The organism is Flavobacterium branchiicola (assembly GCF_018383905.1).
Taxonomy (GTDB): Bacteria; Bacteroidota; Bacteroidia; order Flavobacteriales; family Flavobacteriaceae; genus Flavobacterium; species Flavobacterium branchiicola.
Genome location: NZ_JAGYWA010000002.1, coordinates 308,431 through 325,616, shown reverse-complemented (window position 1 = coordinate 325,616; position 17,186 = coordinate 308,431). Strand labels below are relative to the sequence as shown.

General features: G+C 37.2%; 17 protein-coding genes. 15 read left to right on the top strand and 2 right to left on the bottom strand.

Translation table 11 applies throughout. The features are described from left to right. From KHA98_RS05035 to KHA98_RS05020, 4 genes are all read left to right on the top strand, one after another. Positions 1–1,752: an ATP-binding protein gene (locus tag KHA98_RS05035; RefSeq protein ID WP_213255918.1), complete on the top strand. Its 1,752-nt coding sequence runs from the start codon at positions 1–3 to the stop codon at positions 1,750–1,752. A 216-nt stretch (positions 1,753–1,968) separates the two neighbouring features. Continuing rightward, a complete protein-coding gene (locus KHA98_RS05030) occupies positions 1,969–2,367 on the top strand; it encodes a hypothetical protein (RefSeq protein WP_213255915.1) in 399 nt (132 codons plus the stop codon). A gap of 80 nt (positions 2,368–2,447) precedes the next feature. After that, a complete protein-coding gene (locus KHA98_RS05025; RefSeq protein WP_213255913.1) occupies positions 2,448–2,903 on the top strand; it encodes a hypothetical protein in 456 nt (151 codons plus the stop codon). A 160-nt stretch (positions 2,904–3,063) separates the two neighbouring features. Beyond that, positions 3,064–4,044, top strand: coding sequence for a DUF4238 domain-containing protein (locus KHA98_RS05020; protein ID WP_213255911.1), 981 nt, complete (start codon positions 3,064–3,066; stop codon positions 4,042–4,044). A 365-nt stretch (positions 4,045–4,409) separates the two neighbouring features. On the opposite strand, the gene KHA98_RS05015 is transcribed toward KHA98_RS05020, so the two are convergent. Continuing rightward, a complete protein-coding gene (locus KHA98_RS05015; RefSeq protein ID WP_133525787.1) occupies positions 4,410–4,586 on the bottom strand; it encodes a histone H1 in 177 nt (58 codons plus the stop codon). A 139-nt stretch (positions 4,587–4,725) separates the two neighbouring features. Continuing rightward, positions 4,726–6,399, bottom strand: coding sequence for an AraC family transcriptional regulator (locus KHA98_RS05010; RefSeq protein ID WP_213255909.1), 1,674 nt, complete (start codon positions 6,397–6,399; stop codon positions 4,726–4,728). A 371-nt stretch (positions 6,400–6,770) separates the two neighbouring features. On the opposite strand from KHA98_RS05010, the gene KHA98_RS05005 reads away from it, so the two are divergent. From KHA98_RS05005 to traJ, 11 genes are all read left to right on the top strand, one after another. Then, complete coding sequence (locus KHA98_RS05005; protein ID WP_213255907.1) at positions 6,771–7,481, top strand: hypothetical protein; 711 nt, start codon at positions 6,771–6,773, stop codon at positions 7,479–7,481. 553 nt (positions 7,482–8,034) lie between these two features. Continuing rightward, a complete protein-coding gene (locus KHA98_RS05000) occupies positions 8,035–8,670 on the top strand; it encodes a helix-turn-helix domain-containing protein (protein ID WP_213255906.1) in 636 nt (211 codons plus the stop codon). Between the two features lie 80 nt (positions 8,671–8,750). Next, positions 8,751–9,971: a hypothetical protein gene (locus KHA98_RS04995; RefSeq protein ID WP_213255904.1), complete on the top strand. Its 1,221-nt coding sequence runs from the start codon at positions 8,751–8,753 to the stop codon at positions 9,969–9,971. 281 nt (positions 9,972–10,252) lie between these two features. After that, a complete protein-coding gene (locus KHA98_RS04990; protein ID WP_213255902.1) occupies positions 10,253–10,714 on the top strand; it encodes a hypothetical protein in 462 nt (153 codons plus the stop codon). Positions 10,715–10,838: 124 nt separating this feature from the next. Further along, positions 10,839–11,177: a DUF4134 domain-containing protein gene (locus tag KHA98_RS04985; RefSeq protein ID WP_213255900.1), complete on the top strand. Its 339-nt coding sequence runs from the start codon at positions 10,839–10,841 to the stop codon at positions 11,175–11,177. Between the two features lie 13 nt (positions 11,178–11,190). Next, positions 11,191–11,505, top strand: a complete 315-nt coding sequence (locus KHA98_RS04980) for a DUF4133 domain-containing protein (protein ID WP_213255898.1) — start codon at positions 11,191–11,193, stop codon at positions 11,503–11,505. A 33-nt stretch (positions 11,506–11,538) separates the two neighbouring features. Beyond that, entirely contained in the window at positions 11,539–14,007 is a 2,469-nt protein-coding gene (locus KHA98_RS04975; protein ID WP_213255896.1) for a TraG family conjugative transposon ATPase, read from the top strand. Between the two features lie 13 nt (positions 14,008–14,020). Then, positions 14,021–14,704 carry a conjugal transfer protein TraI gene (locus tag KHA98_RS04970; RefSeq protein ID WP_213255894.1) on the top strand — a complete coding sequence of 228 codons (684 nt, stop codon included), beginning with the start codon at positions 14,021–14,023 and terminating at the stop codon, positions 14,702–14,704. Between the two features lie 16 nt (positions 14,705–14,720). After that, entirely contained in the window at positions 14,721–15,338 is a 618-nt protein-coding gene (locus KHA98_RS04965) for a hypothetical protein (protein ID WP_213255892.1), read from the top strand. 11 nt (positions 15,339–15,349) lie between these two features. Next, complete coding sequence (locus KHA98_RS04960) at positions 15,350–15,985, top strand: TerB family tellurite resistance protein (RefSeq protein ID WP_213255890.1); 636 nt, start codon at positions 15,350–15,352, stop codon at positions 15,983–15,985. A gap of 4 nt (positions 15,986–15,989) precedes the next feature. Then, positions 15,990–17,186, top strand: a complete 1,197-nt coding sequence (gene traJ / locus KHA98_RS04955; protein WP_213255887.1) for a conjugative transposon protein TraJ — start codon at positions 15,990–15,992, stop codon at positions 17,184–17,186.

The following is a 17,186-nucleotide window of genomic DNA, read 5'->3' as shown; positions in this document are numbered from 1 at the left end:
ATGGCAACAACAAACTCGGATATTTTTCGTATTTTAACTGTATCTCCAAATCTTATTCAAGTTGAAGTCTTGGATGCTGAAAAATTCAAGCAAGATACTTCTGATTTTACAATTGGAAGTTATTTAAAAATTTCAGATGATTCAAATACTGCAATAATAGCCTTGGTTCAAAGCTTCAAAATCAAGGAAACCAATTTAATTGGAGAAACCACTAATATAACTACTCCTACATTTGTTTTAGACTCACAACCTATAGGTTTTTTAGACGACAAAGGTAAATTTAGAAGAGGTGGACAACAAATTGCAATCCCACCGAATAATGTGGAAATAGCAGATGAAGCATTATTGAAGAGTATTTATAATTCTATTGAAGAAAGTAAACAGTTTTGCTTTTCAACTTTAGCTCAAAATCCACATATTGAAATTGGTATTGATGGGGATAAGTTTTTCAGCAAACACATAGCAGTAGTTGGTTCTACCGGTTCGGGTAAGTCAGGAACAGTTGCAAGAATTTTACAAGAAGGCATAAAGTCAAGTGAAGAACAAATTGGAAAAGGAATTTTAAATAATACGCATATTCTGCTTTTTGATTTACACGGAGAATATCCAAAAGCATTTCCTAAATCAAAAAAATTGAATGTGTCAAATCTGATTTTACCTTATTGGTTGATGAATTCAGAAGAACTTGAAGAAATGTTTATTGAAAGTAGAGAAAGTAATTCTCATAATCAAGTATCTCAATTTAAAACAGCTGTCACATTAAATAAAAAAAGACATAATCCGAAATTGTCTAGAGTTAACTATGATACACCTGTGTATTTTAGTATTGAAGAAGTTTTTAGATATATTTCAAACCAAAATATTGCGACAAAGGATGCGAAAACAGGAGAACTAAAAATTAAAGCCAAAATTTCAGGAGTTCAAGATGAATACCAACTTTTTGAAGAAATTGAATTTGAAGAAAAAGCAACAGGCAAAGTAAATGGGGGACCTTATGCAAACGAATTTGATAGATTTGTACCAAGGCTTGAAACGAAAATTAATGACGAAAGATTATCTTTTTTATTAAAACCAAGAAAAGAAGATTTAACAGAGTTTAAAACAGATGAGCTTTCTGAAATTCTAAAACAGTTCATTGGATATTCAGATAGTTCGAATGAAAATATCACAATAATTGATTTAAGTGGAATTCCGTTTGAAGTCTTAAGCATTGTAGTTTCATTAATAAGTCGCTTAGTTTTTGATTTTTGTTTCTACTATAAAACTCTAAAAAAAGATTTAGAAGAAGTTCCTTTTCTTTTAGTTTTAGAAGAGGCTCACAATTACATCCCACAAAGTGAAGGTGCAAAATATCATTCAGTTAAAAAATCAATTGAAAGAATAGCAAAAGAAGGAAGAAAGTATGGTTTATCATTAATGATTGTTAGTCAAAGACCTTCTGAAATATCTGAAACAATTTTTTCTCAATGCAATAATTTTGTAGCAATGAGATTAACAAATCCTTCTGACCAACAATACGTTAAACGCTTAATGCCAGATAGCGTTAGTGCAATCACAGATACTTTACCTGTTCTTGAAAGACAAGAAGCTTTAATTATCGGAGATTGTATTCCTATTCCAACAATAGTAAGAATTAAAGACTTGTCGGATAAACCTGACTCAAATGACATTAACTTTAGGACTGAATGGAAAAAGGATTGGATTAATATTGCATTTGAAGATTTGGTAAAAAAGCTAAAAAAAGAAAGCTAACAAAAAGGCCAGCAGGTAACACACGCTACAGGCAATTTGGCCATTTGGCTTAATGGAAAAATGGTTTGTATTTGGAAGATTTACTTCGTCTGTTCGCTACGCTTGGGTGGCAAGTCCGCATAATGGGCTTAATTTAGTCCAAAGCGCTTGTAGCTCGAGAACGGAAGTTGCAAGCACAAAAAAATGGAGACTTAATCAAAATTTATATATATAAAAATGGCAAAAATAAATCTAAAACTTCCTGAAGAAATACAAAAAGTTGAATATCTTAATAGTCTAGTGCTTAAAACGATTGATTATAGGGAAGATTTCGAACCATTTGTTGAAACGCTAATTGTGAATGTTGAATTTATAATATCTTCATCTATTAAAGAACAAGTGGCTAATTCTCTTACCGAAAAAAACGGAGTATTTGAATTAACTATTCCAATCAAAAGATATTGGATAAGTCCAACTAAACTAGCACCACCTCCAAGTCCTAAAGATGTTTATAATTCTGTTGTATTTGCGTTAGATAGTACTTTAAAAGATTTTAACGAGAATAATATCCTAAATAATTTTGAAGATGATTCTGAAGATGATTCTGAAAACGAAACGAGAAATAAAAATATCTAAATAAATAAAGCGCATGCAACTAAAAAACCTTATTTGCAGGTGCAAGGCACCAGAACTCTAAAAAACATGAAAAATCAAATATGACCGCAAGAAATGCGAATGTAAATTATAATACAAACTTAGCGTCTGAATATTTAATGATGAGTTTGTTATGTCGTGCAGGTAAAGATGCATATTTATCTCTAGGAAATAAAAAAGGAGTTGACATTATTGTTAAAACCAAAAAAGGCGCGATTTGTATAGTTGAAGTTAAGGGTGTAAATAAAAAGGACGATTGGATAATCGGTAATTCAGGCAAACTTACTATTGTTCCAAATATGCTTTATGCTTTAATTTGCTTTAATGGAAAAATAAATGATTTAAACACTTCCGCCGATTTTTGGATTATTCCTTCATTTAAACTTGCTGAACTAACGGAACATAAAGTCTCCAAAAACCAAAAAACTGTATATATTTCAAATAAATATGTTAGAGAAAATTATGAAGATTATAAAAATTCTTTCAAATGGTTAGACGAATATTTGTCCGCATTTTGAATTAATTTAAAAAGCGCAGCTACTACAATGCATTTCGACAATAGGCTTAATGTAAAGTTGGTTTAGTATTTATGATGATTAGACAAATCTGAAGAATTGGCTTAATTTACTCCAAACCCACTTTAATACTAGAACGTTATTCACAATAATTCCAGAACTTATGGCAGATTTAGTTAAAAGACAGCATTTTGTTCCAAGAACATATCTCAAACATTTCTCTGAACATAGCGGTGACAAATACTTTATACACGCTTTACCATCCCAAGCTACTGAGGCAGACAAAATTTTTTATTCTAATATTACAAATGTAGCATTCGAAAGACATCTTTATACTTTACCTGGAGAAACTATTGAACAGCAAATGGCTGTGGAAAAACTATATTCAGAAGAATTAGAAGTGCATTATGATTCAATCTATGAAATTCTAACAGACCCAAACAAAACAGAAATCTCATCCGAGGAACGAGAATTAATTATCTCAACAGTTGTAACAATGTACTATCGAACAACGAAATGGGTAAATGCAAGCCGCAATTTAATGGCAAGAGCTTTTGAAAGTGCTTATCAATTATGTGAGCAAACAGGAGTTGACTATATCAACTTTGAAGGCGAAAAAATTTCAATAGCTGGAAAAACTTTGCAAGAATTCACAAGAGAATTCAACAAAGAACGTCAGCCAGGAATGATTCTTATTCAATTAGAAACAGCATTTAAATTAATTGCATTGAGAATTCTTAATGATTCGATTTGCGTTAACAAAATTGACGGTGAAAATTTAGAGTTCGTAACAAGTGATAATCCAGTTGTTGCAAGTAATAACACGCCTGAAAGATTTGCTCCTTTTGATCCAACCAATATTTTAGAATTACCGATTGATTCTAAACACAAATTAATGCTAATACCAGAATGTCCGAAGGAATTAAGGAATAGGATTTTCCGCAGAACTTCAACAGCACCTTTTTCAGAAATAGAAAAACTAACAACCAACTATTCTCAAATGCTAAATTCTGAGCAATTTATATTTGGTTCAAAAAAGGCTTTGGAATCTTATTTGGCAACTAAGCAAGAGTCGGAAAGACCAATTAAAGATGGGGAAAGCGCTGCGGATATATTTAAAAAATTAAAGGAGTTAGGTTTATAAAATACGCTTTATAACAGCTACTAAATAAGATTTGGGAAAAGCGGGAACGTTTATATACACTTCTTTCAATAAACCTCAGCCCTATTATCCGTATTTTTAAATGCTTATAAAAAAGCAGAACGCTTCTCTCCAGCCCCGATTGCAGCGGAAATCCTTTTCTGCCGGGGTTCGGCATAAAAGATTAGAGCGCAAAGCGGGATAGGCTGCCTGCTGAAAAAGCCTTATGATCCTGCTCCAAAAAAGCAATGCTATTGTGCTCTTTAAAAAGGATAAACCCACAGAATCAACATAAAAAAATAGACATAAAAAAATGGGGCTTAAAAACCCCATTCTCTTCTTTTAAAAGTAAGTAAGACTGCCAAAAATTATTTCTTAGACTCCTCGATAGAAACTTTTCTAAACTCTTTCAACAATTTTTCAATTTCCAATGTTGACTTACGGGCTCTTGCCCCTGCTGCCTTAACACCTTTTTCAATTAAAGACTCAGATTCTGTTTTAAATGTTTCGATTTCGGCGTTTATTTTTGCTACTAAATCTTTCATGACACTATTATTTAAGTTAAGGCAGCAAAAATAAAATTTTGCTTATTATATACAACAACTTCGAACAGATAATTAAAAAAGCTTTTTAATTATATATCGGGACAAAATCATCTAGTGAATTGATTAGCAAAAATATATTTTACTCCGATATCTTATTAAGCTCTTCAATAAAATAAGAAGTTGGACATCCGGCCTTAGCATGGAAAGCAGTTGCAAATCTTTGTGTACTGCTAAAACCTGCCTCATCCGCCAATGCCCTGTTGGAATACTTCCTGACTTTTGGATCTTCTTTCAATAAAGAAATTATATAGTCGATTTTAAGGTCGGCTATATATGTTGGGAATTTTTTCCCTCTGAAATGATATATTATTTTTGACAAATATTTTGGGTTGGATTTGAAAATTGCAGCAAGCTTTATGGAAGTCAAATCTTTTTCAAGAAATTTTTTGTCCCTTTCAAATTTTTCAAGCTGCTTGAGTATAAGTGCAACTGTATCTTTATGAATATCATCAATTCTGTTATGTCCATTCCTGACATCTTCTTTAGCTGTAGAACCGTTTTGTTTCATGAGCTCTTCAAACTTCTGCCTGTAGATATTCTTATTCCTAATATGTCTGTAAGCAATGAAAAGTACGATTAAAAAAAATAGGACTAATATCGCTGTAAAAATGAGGTCGTTGTGTTTTCTTTTGTTAAATGATTCTTCAATCTCCTGCTTATCTTTTAGCAATACTTTGGTATCATATACTTTTCGCACCCTTCCTGAAAGGTATCTAAACCTATTATCCAGCACGCTGTCTGCTTTAAGCAATTTCTCAATGTAAAAGAGCTGCTTTTCAAGGTCGCCTTTGGATTTATAGTATTTTATTATCAGTTCATAGCTCTCCCGCAGATCAGGTCTAATGTACTCTTTATCATCAAAAATCTGGTCAACCTTCTTAAAATATATCAGCGCCATTTCCTGGTTTCGCAGATCCCAGTAACTTTTACCTATATAAAAGTACCCAACAGACTCATTTGCAAAATCCTTGTTTTTGTTTATGGCTGGAAGTGATTGGGTAATTTTTTTAATAGCTGCCGCATAATTATTTTTGAAATACTGATTGATTCCTTCTGAATGATTAAAGTAATCCCGCATTTCATTATTTTCTAACCGTACTCCTTCCTGAATACCTTTCTCGTTTATTTCAGAACATAAACCGTAATTGCCAATTTTGTTATAGCATAAGCCAATCAAATGCAGTGAATTGAGGTATGCCCTGTCGTTTTTACCTTTAAAAAAATCTCGGCACTCCACAAAAAGAGAAATTGCCTCATCATAAAACCCCAGATAGTATTTTATATTGCCAATATTGTACTTAACCTTGTATATCAGGTATTTATCATCTGTATTGGAAATATAATTATCTGCTATCAGATAATTATCTAAAGCATATTTAAGCTTTTTCTGTCCGTAGTACACTATTCCTTTGGAGAGATAAGCAGAACCTATTAGTGCATTATCCTTGGATATTTTTGCAGCATAGACCATACTGTCAGCATAAATCAGCTTTAATTTTTCCGTTGAGTAGTATAAATAGTTTTTATATCCATTTACAATATCTTGTGAATTTTTACCCGCTTTGGCTTTCTTTAAAAAGTATTCCAGATAAAGTTTTTGTTTTATACCATCCTCCTGGGTGGCTTCAATGCGTTCAAACAGGTACTCATAGTTCTTATTTTGAAGTGTATCGGTACTGGCCGAATTTCGATTGTGAGCGTAAAACTGCATTCCAAAGCAAAGGGATACTACTAATAGATACTTTTTAATCATATGATAAATTAAAATTAGAAACTATTTGAATTGAAAATGCATTTTCACAGGGAGAAAATGCAAATAACTGAGAATAATGTAGCTATCTTAAGAAAAGACCTTCAAATATAACATAATATATTGATAATTAGCACATGTAACATTGAAAAAAGGTGTGTGGATTTCCGGTAAATCCATACACGAAATACGGGAAATCCACATGCGATGTTTTGCAAGAGTGGATTTCTGCTTCTAGATTTGCCTTGAATTCAAAAGCAAAAATATTTGGCATCGTGCCGAATTAAAGTTCTGCTGACCCGGGTGAAATGAACTGACTGAAATACAACAGTCTTTACATTTTAACACATTAAATCATGAAAAATCTTTTAGTAATGTTAGTGATAATTGTTTCACTACTAGTTTCCTGTACCAATGAAAACATTGACGAAAATACCACTTTAGCAGAAAACAGCTTAAGTAAGAAGAAGTCCAAACATTCAGGCAAAATGACACAAACAACAAGTCCTGAGAATCCGGATAACCCATACGATATAGCTGGTAAAATACACAATGACATTCTTGATTCCTATTTGACAGCGAGTTATCCCTTTACAACAATCGTTCAGATCAGCCATACCGTTGATTCCATCTCAGCGTTGAATAATGATTTTACGAATTTAGCAGCAACCCTGCCCCTGAATTTTGGAGAAATTCAGGAAACCGTGGATAGCCCGCAATTAAAATTAGAGCAGGCAATAGCAAACTCTGGAATGACAAATGCGGCCAAAATCTGCCTTGCCGACTTTATGGCTTCAATCGTCTTATGGGAAACCGGTGAATATGAGGTAATTCACCCATCGATTATTTCATTCGAAACATCGGTGATAAACAATACACAGTTTACCAATGAGGATAAAAGGATAATCCTCACCACTTCCTCTATAGCCAGATATTCAATCTACTACGCGAAGGAAATCAAAGACAAAGACTGGGAAACTTCAGTTGGCAATCGTGTTGGTGCTTTGCAAGGCGCTATCGCAAATTCCTCCACTGCGGTTAACAGATCCGTTTTGACCGGAATTATTATTCAAAATCTTCAATAGATAAGCCATGTATATAACTGAGCAGTTTGAAAAACAAATACAATACGTGTATTGTGTGTTTTTGATTCTTTTCAATGTTGTCTGCCTTTATTTCATCATAGATATATTATGCTATGATGAAATATTAGGCTACCTAGTCAACGGCGAGATACAAACAGAATCTCCCAGAAATCTTGCATTTCTATTTTTTGTAAACGGCATTTCCAATTTATTTTTTGTCTGCGTTTCAATAATGGCGAGATTTTTCAACAAGTAATACGATCTCTTTATTTACATAAGAGTTAAGTATACTGCATTACACAATTATAAAAACTTTAAAGAATTTATTGTGGCATCCAGAAAATCAAAATATTATCCTTTAGGCCTGCAAGTCTATATTTTTGAAACATATACCTCACGTAATGCTGTCATGGATTTACTAATTGTGGATCGATTTAGTGTTCTATTTATAATTACAGGGGCATTGGGGATCCAAATTAACAATCAAAAAATCCATTTATTTATCAATGAACTAATTGTAATTCCAAAGAGGTCCATTTGTGAAATTTTCATAATGAGCAGTCAGATACAAATCTGCCTGCTGTCGTTTAGCTCTGAGTTCGCTTTTGATAATAGTATCAAATGGCCGCATATTGGATACTTTGAATATTTTACCACTCAGCATGTTTCGAAAATTTTCCTGAAAAAGAAAGATATGGTTCCGCTGACAGATTTGCTAAAATTGGTGGACAGCAAAGCAAAAAGTTCAAACAAGCATATCTATAAAAAAGAAACATTGCTTTTGAGCTTTAATCTTTTTCTTTACGAACTGGCAAGGGCCTACTATATATCATCCTGGTATAGCAATGTTAAACATACCAGTACTGAAAAGCTTGTAATACACTTTTTCAGACTCTTAGAACTCAACAGCAGAAAACAGCATAGTGTACAATTCTATGCAGATGCGCTGCACGTTTCTTCCGGGCATCTTACCAAAATTGTAAAGCATGTGACAGAGATAACTGCAAAACAATGTATAGAAAACGCCATTATCCTCGAGGCTAAAATACTGCTTCAAAATAATGATCTGACCATCTTGTATATTTCAGAAGAACTGAAATTTGCCAACACTTCATTTTTTAGCAACTTCTTTAAAAAACATACTGCATTGTCTCCCTCTGAATATCGCTTAAAATTAAATTCTCAATAAAGTTTAACCGGGTCAGAGTGCTTGCATCCATTGATTTGAAGTACTCTCAATTTACGATTGAGAGCAGTATTTACTTAAAAATGAAAGACATGACTCAAACCTATCTTTTAGAATGGCTGGATTCGGTAGTGACACTAAACTTTAATCCGAAAAAAAATGATGCTGATCAGCTTACAACACTACAGTGCAAGGCTATTGTTGAAAAGGCAATTGAAGAAACGCAATTAATCCAGACTCAGCTTACCATCCAGGTTTTCTCCCTTAATAAAGAGAAACAAATAAAAGTGCTTGTGAAAAATTATCATTCGGCGTTAATAAGTCTTTGGGACCAGCTAATAGCCATAAATACTGAAATGCATTTACAGCGGGAAGACTTGAGAGAGGCAGTCACTGCTTTGCTTGCTTCACTGGATGAGCTGCTTACTTTCATAGAGTCCCGGTTTACCCGATTCTTAAGTCTGGATTCCCGAATACCTGTATCCTATCTGGGTGTTTCAAGTAAGAAGATGAGACAAAGACTTGACAAACTTAGAAGCAGTCCGTTTTTTGAAACAGAAGAAAAACTATTGGTTGATATTGTTTTTAATTCTCTGTACTGTTTTGTTCATTCAAAGAAGAAAAGGAAGGTTACTTTCCGTGAAATGCTTTACCAAAAATCTTTGATAAAGGAATTGGAATCTTTGACCCATAATCAGAATAAAAACAAAACCCATGTGAGCCTGATAGAATTACTAATTTATATGAATTTCAACAGCAAGATTTTTATCAACTATTATACGCAGAAAATTTCAAGAAAAATTGATGAGCCGCTTCAAATGCCAGATAAAATGGAATGCCTGCTTTTCTATTTCAAAGAATTCAGTCAAATTACTATCAGAGAAGATATCGCTTTGCATTCAAATTATCAAAATCTAAAAAAAATACTGCGGGAATGGTTTGAGCAGGAAATAATCTTTCAGGAAAAAAAACAGCAGCTCACAAAAACTGTTTCCCTTACTTCATCTGCTGTTGTAAAACAGCCTGAACCCAGTACAATAGCAAAGAAAAACGAAAGGGTGGTCTGCCAATTATCGACCGATCAGACGGCGCTGATTCTCAGGGCTTCCAGTGAGCTGGAGATATTAATTTCAAAATCAATGAATCACCTCTTTAAGACAATTGTGCCCTTTTTATCTACGCCAAACAAGGATATTCTCTCCTATGATTCCATGCGCAGCAAAGCTTACTCGGCAGAAGACCGGGATAAAGAAATAGCCATTGAGACACTTGAGCGAATGATAAAAAAAATAAAAGAATATTAACTTAAGGACTATAATTATAGTTGCGACAATCTTTCAAACACTTTACCTAAATTTAAATCAGCCTCCCCATGGGAGGCTGTATTTTTTTTCAAAAATTTTTCATTTTTTTTCTTCCCATTTTACGGCGGGTCCAGCGGAGTCCAGCTGGGGTACAACTAAAAGCTGGACTTGTAGCACGATCATTACTATTGTTCCTTTGACTTGTAAAATAAATCATATCCAAATTAAATGGTCATGATTTTTTTAGAAGAGCTAAATGTTGAACGATAAAATGAAAAACTATGTTTACAAATATTCCATGGAGCAGTTACCTGACTCTCGCGGGCATACTGGTAATAATCTGGTATCTGGTCATAATATTTAAATTTTACAGTACCGATTTAAAGAAAATGGTATCAGGGGAAAAGAAACTAAAAATTCCCTCTTTTAAAAGCAACAGCCAAAATTCAAAAGAGCCAAAATCTATCTCAACCTCTTTTTCGGAATCATTCGATACCCTTAATGATGCTGAAGAGCTTGCCACAAGAATTATCCAAGCTGCGCAGGAAAGTGCTGAAAAAAAATTATCAAAAGAGCAGTTTCAAAATTACCTGACGATGGTGCTCGAAGAGTATCCTTATGTAAAGATTTCTTCCCTGCGTGAAAGCATCAATAAACTGATAGTCTCGGAATCTGAAAAACACCCGTCACTGCTTTTAACTTTAAGCGAGGCTGACAGTCTGTGGGACGGAGGAGTTTTCTAAAATTCAGCGGAGGAATCATCCCTGTTCTCTCTGGTGCGGTATGGCTTTATGTGACAAGAAATAGAGCTGCAACGGCGGTGTTCCTCTGCTTTTTATAATAATCAAAACTTTAAAATGATGTATGATGAGAAAATGTAAAAGAGATTTAAAGCGTATTTGGAAAAAGAACAAAGTGCTGGCCACTTCATTTCTTATGTTATTAGTAATTAATGGAGCAGGCTACGCACAGGATGGTGTTGCCGGGATTAATGAGGCAAACCAGAAAGTCAGAAGCTATTTTGATGCGGGGACAGAACTGATGTATGCCGTTGGGGCCATACTGGGGCTTATCGGCGCGGTAAAAGTCTACCAGAAATGGAATGCCGGGGATCCTGATACGGGAAAAGTGGCGGCAGCCTGGTTCGGCAGCTGTGTTTTTCTGGTTGTTGTGGCAACGGTAATTAAATCCTTTTTCGGGGTTTAAAGACAAAGAGGCAATGCACAGCAGCGTTTACCAGATCAACAAGGGAATCAACCAAAGCATAGAATTCAAGGGATTAAAAGCGCAGTACATCTGGTATTTAGGAGGCGGGGTTGTCGCCCTTATGATCCTTTTTGCCATTCTGTACATTATCGGCCTTCCTTCCCTCCTATGTGTTGGTTTGATAGCAGCAGCAGGAGCCTTTCTTGTACTGAAGATTTACAGAATGAGTAATAAGTACGGAGAGCACGGCATGATGAAGGCACTGGCGAAAAAGCAGATTCCAAAATGTATTAAGGTTTACAGCAGGTCTGTTTTCATCAAGATATAGTTACAGAACGTTAGAAATTAAAATGAAGGAGAAATGGAGAAAAGGATCGAAAACGTATTGCCTGTTATGGCAGTGGAACATGACTGTATTGTATCAAAACAGGGTGATATCACGGTAGTATTCAAGGCAGAGCTTCCTGAGATTTTTACTTTATCGGATCAGGAATATGAAGCTTTCCACCAGTCGTGGATCAAAGCTGTCAAGATACTTCCAAAGTTTTGTGTTTTTCACAAACAGGACTGGTTTTTAGAAAAAAACTATAAGGCTGATTTTACAAGTGACGACAGCAGTTTTCTCACCCGCAGCAGTGAGCGGTTTTTCAATGAAAGACCTTTTCTGGATCATTCCTGCTATATCATGCTGACCAAGAAACCCAGCGGCAGAAAAAGTTCAAGCTCTCTTTTTTCTAATCTTTTGAGAAGTTCCATCGTCCCGGAAGAAACTTTAAATACGCAGCTGTTGCAGGATTTTATTGACTGCACGGGACAGTTCAAAAGAATTATGGAGGACAGCGGTTTTGTAAAACTAACCCGTCTGAAGAATAACGCCCTTAAAAGCGACAGTAGAAAAAAAGGTCTTATTGAGCAGTACTGTTTCTTGTCCGAGAGTGAAGATTCCTTTGTCTTTAATGACATTACCTTTGATAAGGGCCTGGAGGTAGGTGATAAACACTGCCAGCTTTTTACCCTTGGCGACGCGGCTGATCTTCCGGCGCTGTGCGGTTCAAGGATTAATTTTGACCGGTATTCCACTGATAAAACCAAGTTCAGTATCGGTTTTGCATCCACACTCGGACAGCTTTTATCCTGTAATCATATCTATAATCAATATTTATTTATTGAAGATGCGCAGAAGACCATCCAGAAACTGGAAAGCAAAAGATTACGCCTGCAGTCATTATCGGCCTACAGCAGGGGGAATATGATTGCCAGGGATGCCACTAATGATTTTCTCAATGAGGCGGTTTCCCAGCAGCGGCTGCCGGTTAAAGCGCATTTTAATGTGCTGGCGTGGAGCACCGATACAGAAGAGCTAAAGGAAATTAAGAACAAAGTATCCTCGGCATTGGCCCAGATGGATGCGGCCGCCAAGCAGGAAACAACAGGAGGTCCCCAGATTTACTGGGCGGGCATCCCGGGAAACGAGGCGGATTTCCCTATGAATGACACTTTTGATACTTTCACTGAGCAGGCAGTTTGTTTTCTGAATATGGAAACAGGCTACAGATCCTCCCTTAGCCCCACAGGCATCAGACTTGGAGACCGCCTAACGGGAAAACCTGTTCATGTCGATATCAGTGATGAGCCTGTGAAAATGGGAATCTGCACCAACCGTAACAAATTTATTTTGGGTCCTTCAGGGAGCGGTAAATCATTTTTCACCAATCATATGGTCCGAAGTTATTATGAGCAAGGGACGCATATTGTGCTGGTAGATGTCGGCCACAGTTATAAAGGGCTTTGCGATATGGTAAAGGGGTATTATTTCACTTACGATGAAAAGAACCCGATCCGTTTTAATCCCTTTTATATCTCGGAAGGCGATAATCTGGATACCGAGAAAAAGGAAAGCATCAAAACCCTGCTGCTGGCGCTGTGGAAAAAAGACGACGAAACCTTTAATCGGAGCGAGTATGTAGCCTTATCCAATGCACTTCAGCTGTATTATGAAAAGCTGGAGAGCAATTCCAATCTCTTTCCATGTTTCAACAGCTTCTACGAGTTTTTGAAAGAAGATTTTGTATCGATTTTGGAAAGTGACAAGGTGAAAGAAAAAGACTTTGATATCAATAATTTTCTATACGTGCTGCGTCCATACTATCAGGGAGGCGAGTTTGATTACCTGCTCAATTCCACAGAGAATCTGGAACTTCTAAAAGAACGCTTTATTGTATTTGAGCTTGACAATATCAAAGACCACCCTATTTTATTTCCTGTGGTGACGATCATTATCATGGAAGTTTTTATCAGCAAGATGAGAAAACTCAAAGGCATCCGTAAAATGATATTGATTGAAGAGGCCTGGAAAGCCATTGCTAAGGAAGGAATGGCGGAATATTTACGGTATTTATTTAAGACTGTTCGTAAATTCTTCGGGGAGGCCATAGTGGTTACTCAGGAGGTGGAAGATATTATTTCCTCACCAGTTGTCAAGCAGGCCATTATCAATAACAGCGACTGCAAGATCCTACTGGACCAAAGCAAATACCAAAATAAATTTGACCAGATACAGGAACTGCTGGGCCTCACGGAAAAAGAAAAAGCGCTCGTGCTTTCTGTCAATAAGGCCAATGATCCCCAGAAGAAATACAAGGAAGTCTTTATTTCCCTGGGCGGAATGTCATCAAAAGTATACAGGACCGAAGTTTCTTTAGAAGAGTATCTGGCTTACACCACCGAGGAAAGCGAGAAGGTGAAAATGAATGCTTACGCGGCAAAGTTCGGCGGTGATATAAAAAAAGGTATTGCAGCACTGGCCGGGGAGATGAGAAACGGAATTTAAATGAAAAGGAACAATGAAAAAGAAACTAATTACCTGCCTGATTTTACTGCTGCTTGTTGGCACTCCGGCAAGACCTGCTGAAAAAACCGCGGCACTGCCGATACTGGAAATCGTAAAGGCAGTTACCAAAAAGGTCATCAAAGCCATTGACCTGAGGATCCAAAAACTGCAGAACAAAACTATCTGGCTTCAGAATGCCCAGAAACAAGTTGAAAATGTGCTCTCGAAACTAAAACTTGATGAAATCTCGGACTGGACACAGAAACAGAAAGACCTTTATAAAGGCTACTACGAAGAACTGGCCAAAGTAAAATCTATTATTACGTATTACCAGAGGATCAAAGATATAACCCGAAAGCAGACAAAACTTGTGCAGGAATACGAAAGGGCGTGGAACCTGCTCAGACAGGATACCCATTTCAAAGACAGCGAGATACAGTATATGGAACGTGTTTACTCGGGCATTTTGGAGCAAAGCATCAAGAACATTGACCAGATCTTTTTAATACTGGATTCCTTTACCACACAGATGAGTGATCTCAAAAGACTTGAAATCATCAATAGGGCCGCTGACCAGGTGGACGCCAGCTATGATGACCTTAGGCTGTTTAATGAGCAGAATATGCTGCTGAGCCTCCAAAGAGCCAAAACTGAAGCAGATGCAACCAGGGTGAAACAATTTTACGGAATTCCGTAATGCAAAGAAAAAAATCATGAAAAAAGTGTTTTTACTGCTCTTGGCGGTACTATTAGTAACCCAGCAAGGAATCCATGGACAGGCAAAGCAGCGAAAGGAACTCCTGCTTCAGATTGCGGCACTTCAGGTGTATATCGACTATGCCAAAAAAGGGTATTCAGCCGTATCAAAGGGACTTAATTTTATCGGCGATGCTAAAAGAGGTGAAGTGAATCTGCACAGTGCTTATTTTACCTCACTCTTGAAGATTAATCCAAAAGTCAGGAATTATTACAAGGCTGCAGAAATTATTGCCATGCAGATTAAAATAATGAAACTCTATAAAAAGACCTATGCCGATCTTAAGGCAGGCGACCTTTTTCACGGCAGTGAAATGGATTATATAGAACGTTCTTTTAAAAGACTGCTTGAGAATTGCAGCGATACCCTGGACCAACTTTTAGTTCTCACTACTGACTCGAAGCTGGAGCTTAAGGATGACCAGAGAATTCAGAGGATTGATGAGCTGCATAAAACCATGTTGGAGGATTACAATTTCTGCATTTCTTTCAGCGGTGATGTCAAACTGCTTGCACTTTCAAAGGCGGCAGATCAAAAAGAGGCTAAAAATAGTAATGCTCATTACGGGCTATAAATTTATAAGTGATGAAAAAGATATTGATTTTAGCGCTGCTTATCTGCCTGTCTGTGATGCCCGGCAAAGCCCGTGCACAGTCAGCAGAAATACAGCAGCTGATCCTGAACATTGAAAAACTCTCCCAGTTTAAAAAGATCCTCAGTGATATGAAAAAGGGTTATGAACTGCTCTCGGGAGGTTATAAAACGGTGAAGGATATGTCGCAGGGCAATTTCAGCCTTCATAAAACTTTTTTAGACGCCCTTATGCAGGTAAGCCCTGCGGTAAAGAATTACAAAAGAGTGGGTGAAATTGTAAATTTTCAAATACTGCTGGTAAAGGAAAGCAGAAACGGGCTGAAGCGGTTTGCGCAAAACGGCAGCTTCAGCCCGCAGGAAATTGGATATTTTGAAAAGGTTTACGCAAATCTTCTCAGCCAGAGCCTGCGTAATCTTGATGAACTCACTATTATCATGACAGCTGATAAACTCAGGATGTCCGATGATGAAAGACTCCAGGGGGTGGATATGATCTATCTACAGATGCAGGATAAGCTTCTTTTTCTTCGAAATTTTAATGCATCGTCCAATATTCTGGCACTGCAGCGGGCAAAAGAAAAAAATGATGTTTATGCTTCCAAAGAACTGCAGGAACTTAAAAAATAAAACGATGAAACTGCCAATAAAACACAAAATTGTTCTCACAGCCCTGCTGCTGCCCTTTTTATGCCAGGCCCAGGGTCTGGGCGATAACATGCAGAGCCTGCACTTGGTGCTGGACCAGCTTTATGATGAGATGATGCCCCTGTGCGGCAACCTGCTGGCTGTAGGACAGGGAATTGCAGGATTTGGCACCATCTGGTACATCTCCTCACGTGTCTGGAGGCATATCGCGGCAGCAGAGCCGATTGATTTTTATCCGCTGTTCAGGCCTTTTGTAATCGGATTCTGCATCATGATTTTCCCATCGGTGCTGGCCCTTATCAACGGCGTTATGAAACCCACAGTAACCGCAACGGCTGCTATGGTCACAGGATCCAATAATGCGGTCGCGGTTCTTTTAAAAGAAAAAGAAAAGGCAGTGAGGCAGACCGATTCCTGGAAAATGTATGTAGGTATGGCAGGCACGGGAGACCGTGATAAATGGTACAAGTACACCCATGAGGACGCCGACCCATCTGATGAAGGCGTGCTGGCAGGCATCGGAAACGATGTGAAATTTGCCATGGAAAAGGCTTCCTATAGTTTTAGGAATTCCGTTAAGCAGTGGATGAGCGAGGTGCTGAGGATTTTATTTGAATCGGCGGCCCTCTGCATCGATACACTCAGGACTTTTCAACTGGTGGTACTTTCCATTCTCGGACCGCTTGTTTTCGGCATTGCTGTTTTTGACGGATTCCAGCATACACTGACGGTCTGGCTCGCGAGATACATCAACATATACCTCTGGCTTCCTGTTGCTAATATTTTTGGAAGCATAATCGGCAAAATACAGGAACTGATGCTCAAGCTGGATTTGTCCCAGGTGCAGTCCACCGGCGATACGTTTTTCAGTACTACTGATATGTCTTATCTGATATTTATGATTATCGGCATTATTGGCTACTTCACTGTGCCTTCAGTGGCTAACTACATCGTTCATGCAGGCGGCGGAGGAGCCCTTGCCCAGAAAACCACAACCCTATTCAGCACCTCAGCGGGCTCTGTGGTTTCCAAGACATCGCAGGGGACAGCAATGGTTATGGATTCAATGGGAAATGCCGCAGGAAGGATGTCGCAGAGCATGTCTGCCTCCTCCTCCTCTGCTCCTTATTTTGAGGAGAAAGGAAATTATATGAGCGACAGGCTTAAAGGAAATTCAAAATAA

Coding starts and splice junctions, on each gene's coding strand:
- KHA98_RS04985 (WP_213255900.1), top strand. CDS start 10,839: ATGAGAAAATGTAAAAGAGATTTAAAGCGTATTTGGAAAAAGAACAAA.
- KHA98_RS05030 (WP_213255915.1), top strand. CDS start 1,969: ATGGCAAAAATAAATCTAAAACTTCCTGAAGAAATACAAAAAGTTGAA.
- KHA98_RS05035 (WP_213255918.1), top strand. CDS start 1: ATGGCAACAACAAACTCGGATATTTTTCGTATTTTAACTGTATCTCCA.
- KHA98_RS04980 (WP_213255898.1), top strand. CDS start 11,191: ATGCACAGCAGCGTTTACCAGATCAACAAGGGAATCAACCAAAGCATA.
- KHA98_RS05005 (WP_213255907.1), top strand. CDS start 6,771: ATGTTAGTGATAATTGTTTCACTACTAGTTTCCTGTACCAATGAAAAC.
- KHA98_RS04995 (WP_213255904.1), top strand. CDS start 8,751: ATGAAAGACATGACTCAAACCTATCTTTTAGAATGGCTGGATTCGGTA.
- traJ (WP_213255887.1), top strand. CDS start 15,990: ATGAAACTGCCAATAAAACACAAAATTGTTCTCACAGCCCTGCTGCTG.
- KHA98_RS04960 (WP_213255890.1), top strand. CDS start 15,350: ATGAAAAAGATATTGATTTTAGCGCTGCTTATCTGCCTGTCTGTGATG.
- KHA98_RS04975 (WP_213255896.1), top strand. CDS start 11,539: ATGGAGAAAAGGATCGAAAACGTATTGCCTGTTATGGCAGTGGAACAT.
- KHA98_RS04965 (WP_213255892.1), top strand. CDS start 14,721: ATGAAAAAAGTGTTTTTACTGCTCTTGGCGGTACTATTAGTAACCCAG.
- KHA98_RS04970 (WP_213255894.1), top strand. CDS start 14,021: ATGAAAAAGAAACTAATTACCTGCCTGATTTTACTGCTGCTTGTTGGC.
- KHA98_RS04990 (WP_213255902.1), top strand. CDS start 10,253: ATGTTTACAAATATTCCATGGAGCAGTTACCTGACTCTCGCGGGCATA.
- KHA98_RS05000 (WP_213255906.1), top strand. CDS start 8,035: ATGAGCAGTCAGATACAAATCTGCCTGCTGTCGTTTAGCTCTGAGTTC.
- KHA98_RS05025 (WP_213255913.1), top strand. CDS start 2,448: ATGACCGCAAGAAATGCGAATGTAAATTATAATACAAACTTAGCGTCT.
- KHA98_RS05020 (WP_213255911.1), top strand. CDS start 3,064: ATGGCAGATTTAGTTAAAAGACAGCATTTTGTTCCAAGAACATATCTC.
- KHA98_RS05010 (WP_213255909.1), bottom strand. CDS start 6,399: ATGATTAAAAAGTATCTATTAGTAGTATCCCTTTGCTTTGGAATGCAG.
- KHA98_RS05015 (WP_133525787.1), bottom strand. CDS start 4,586: ATGAAAGATTTAGTAGCAAAAATAAACGCCGAAATCGAAACATTTAAA.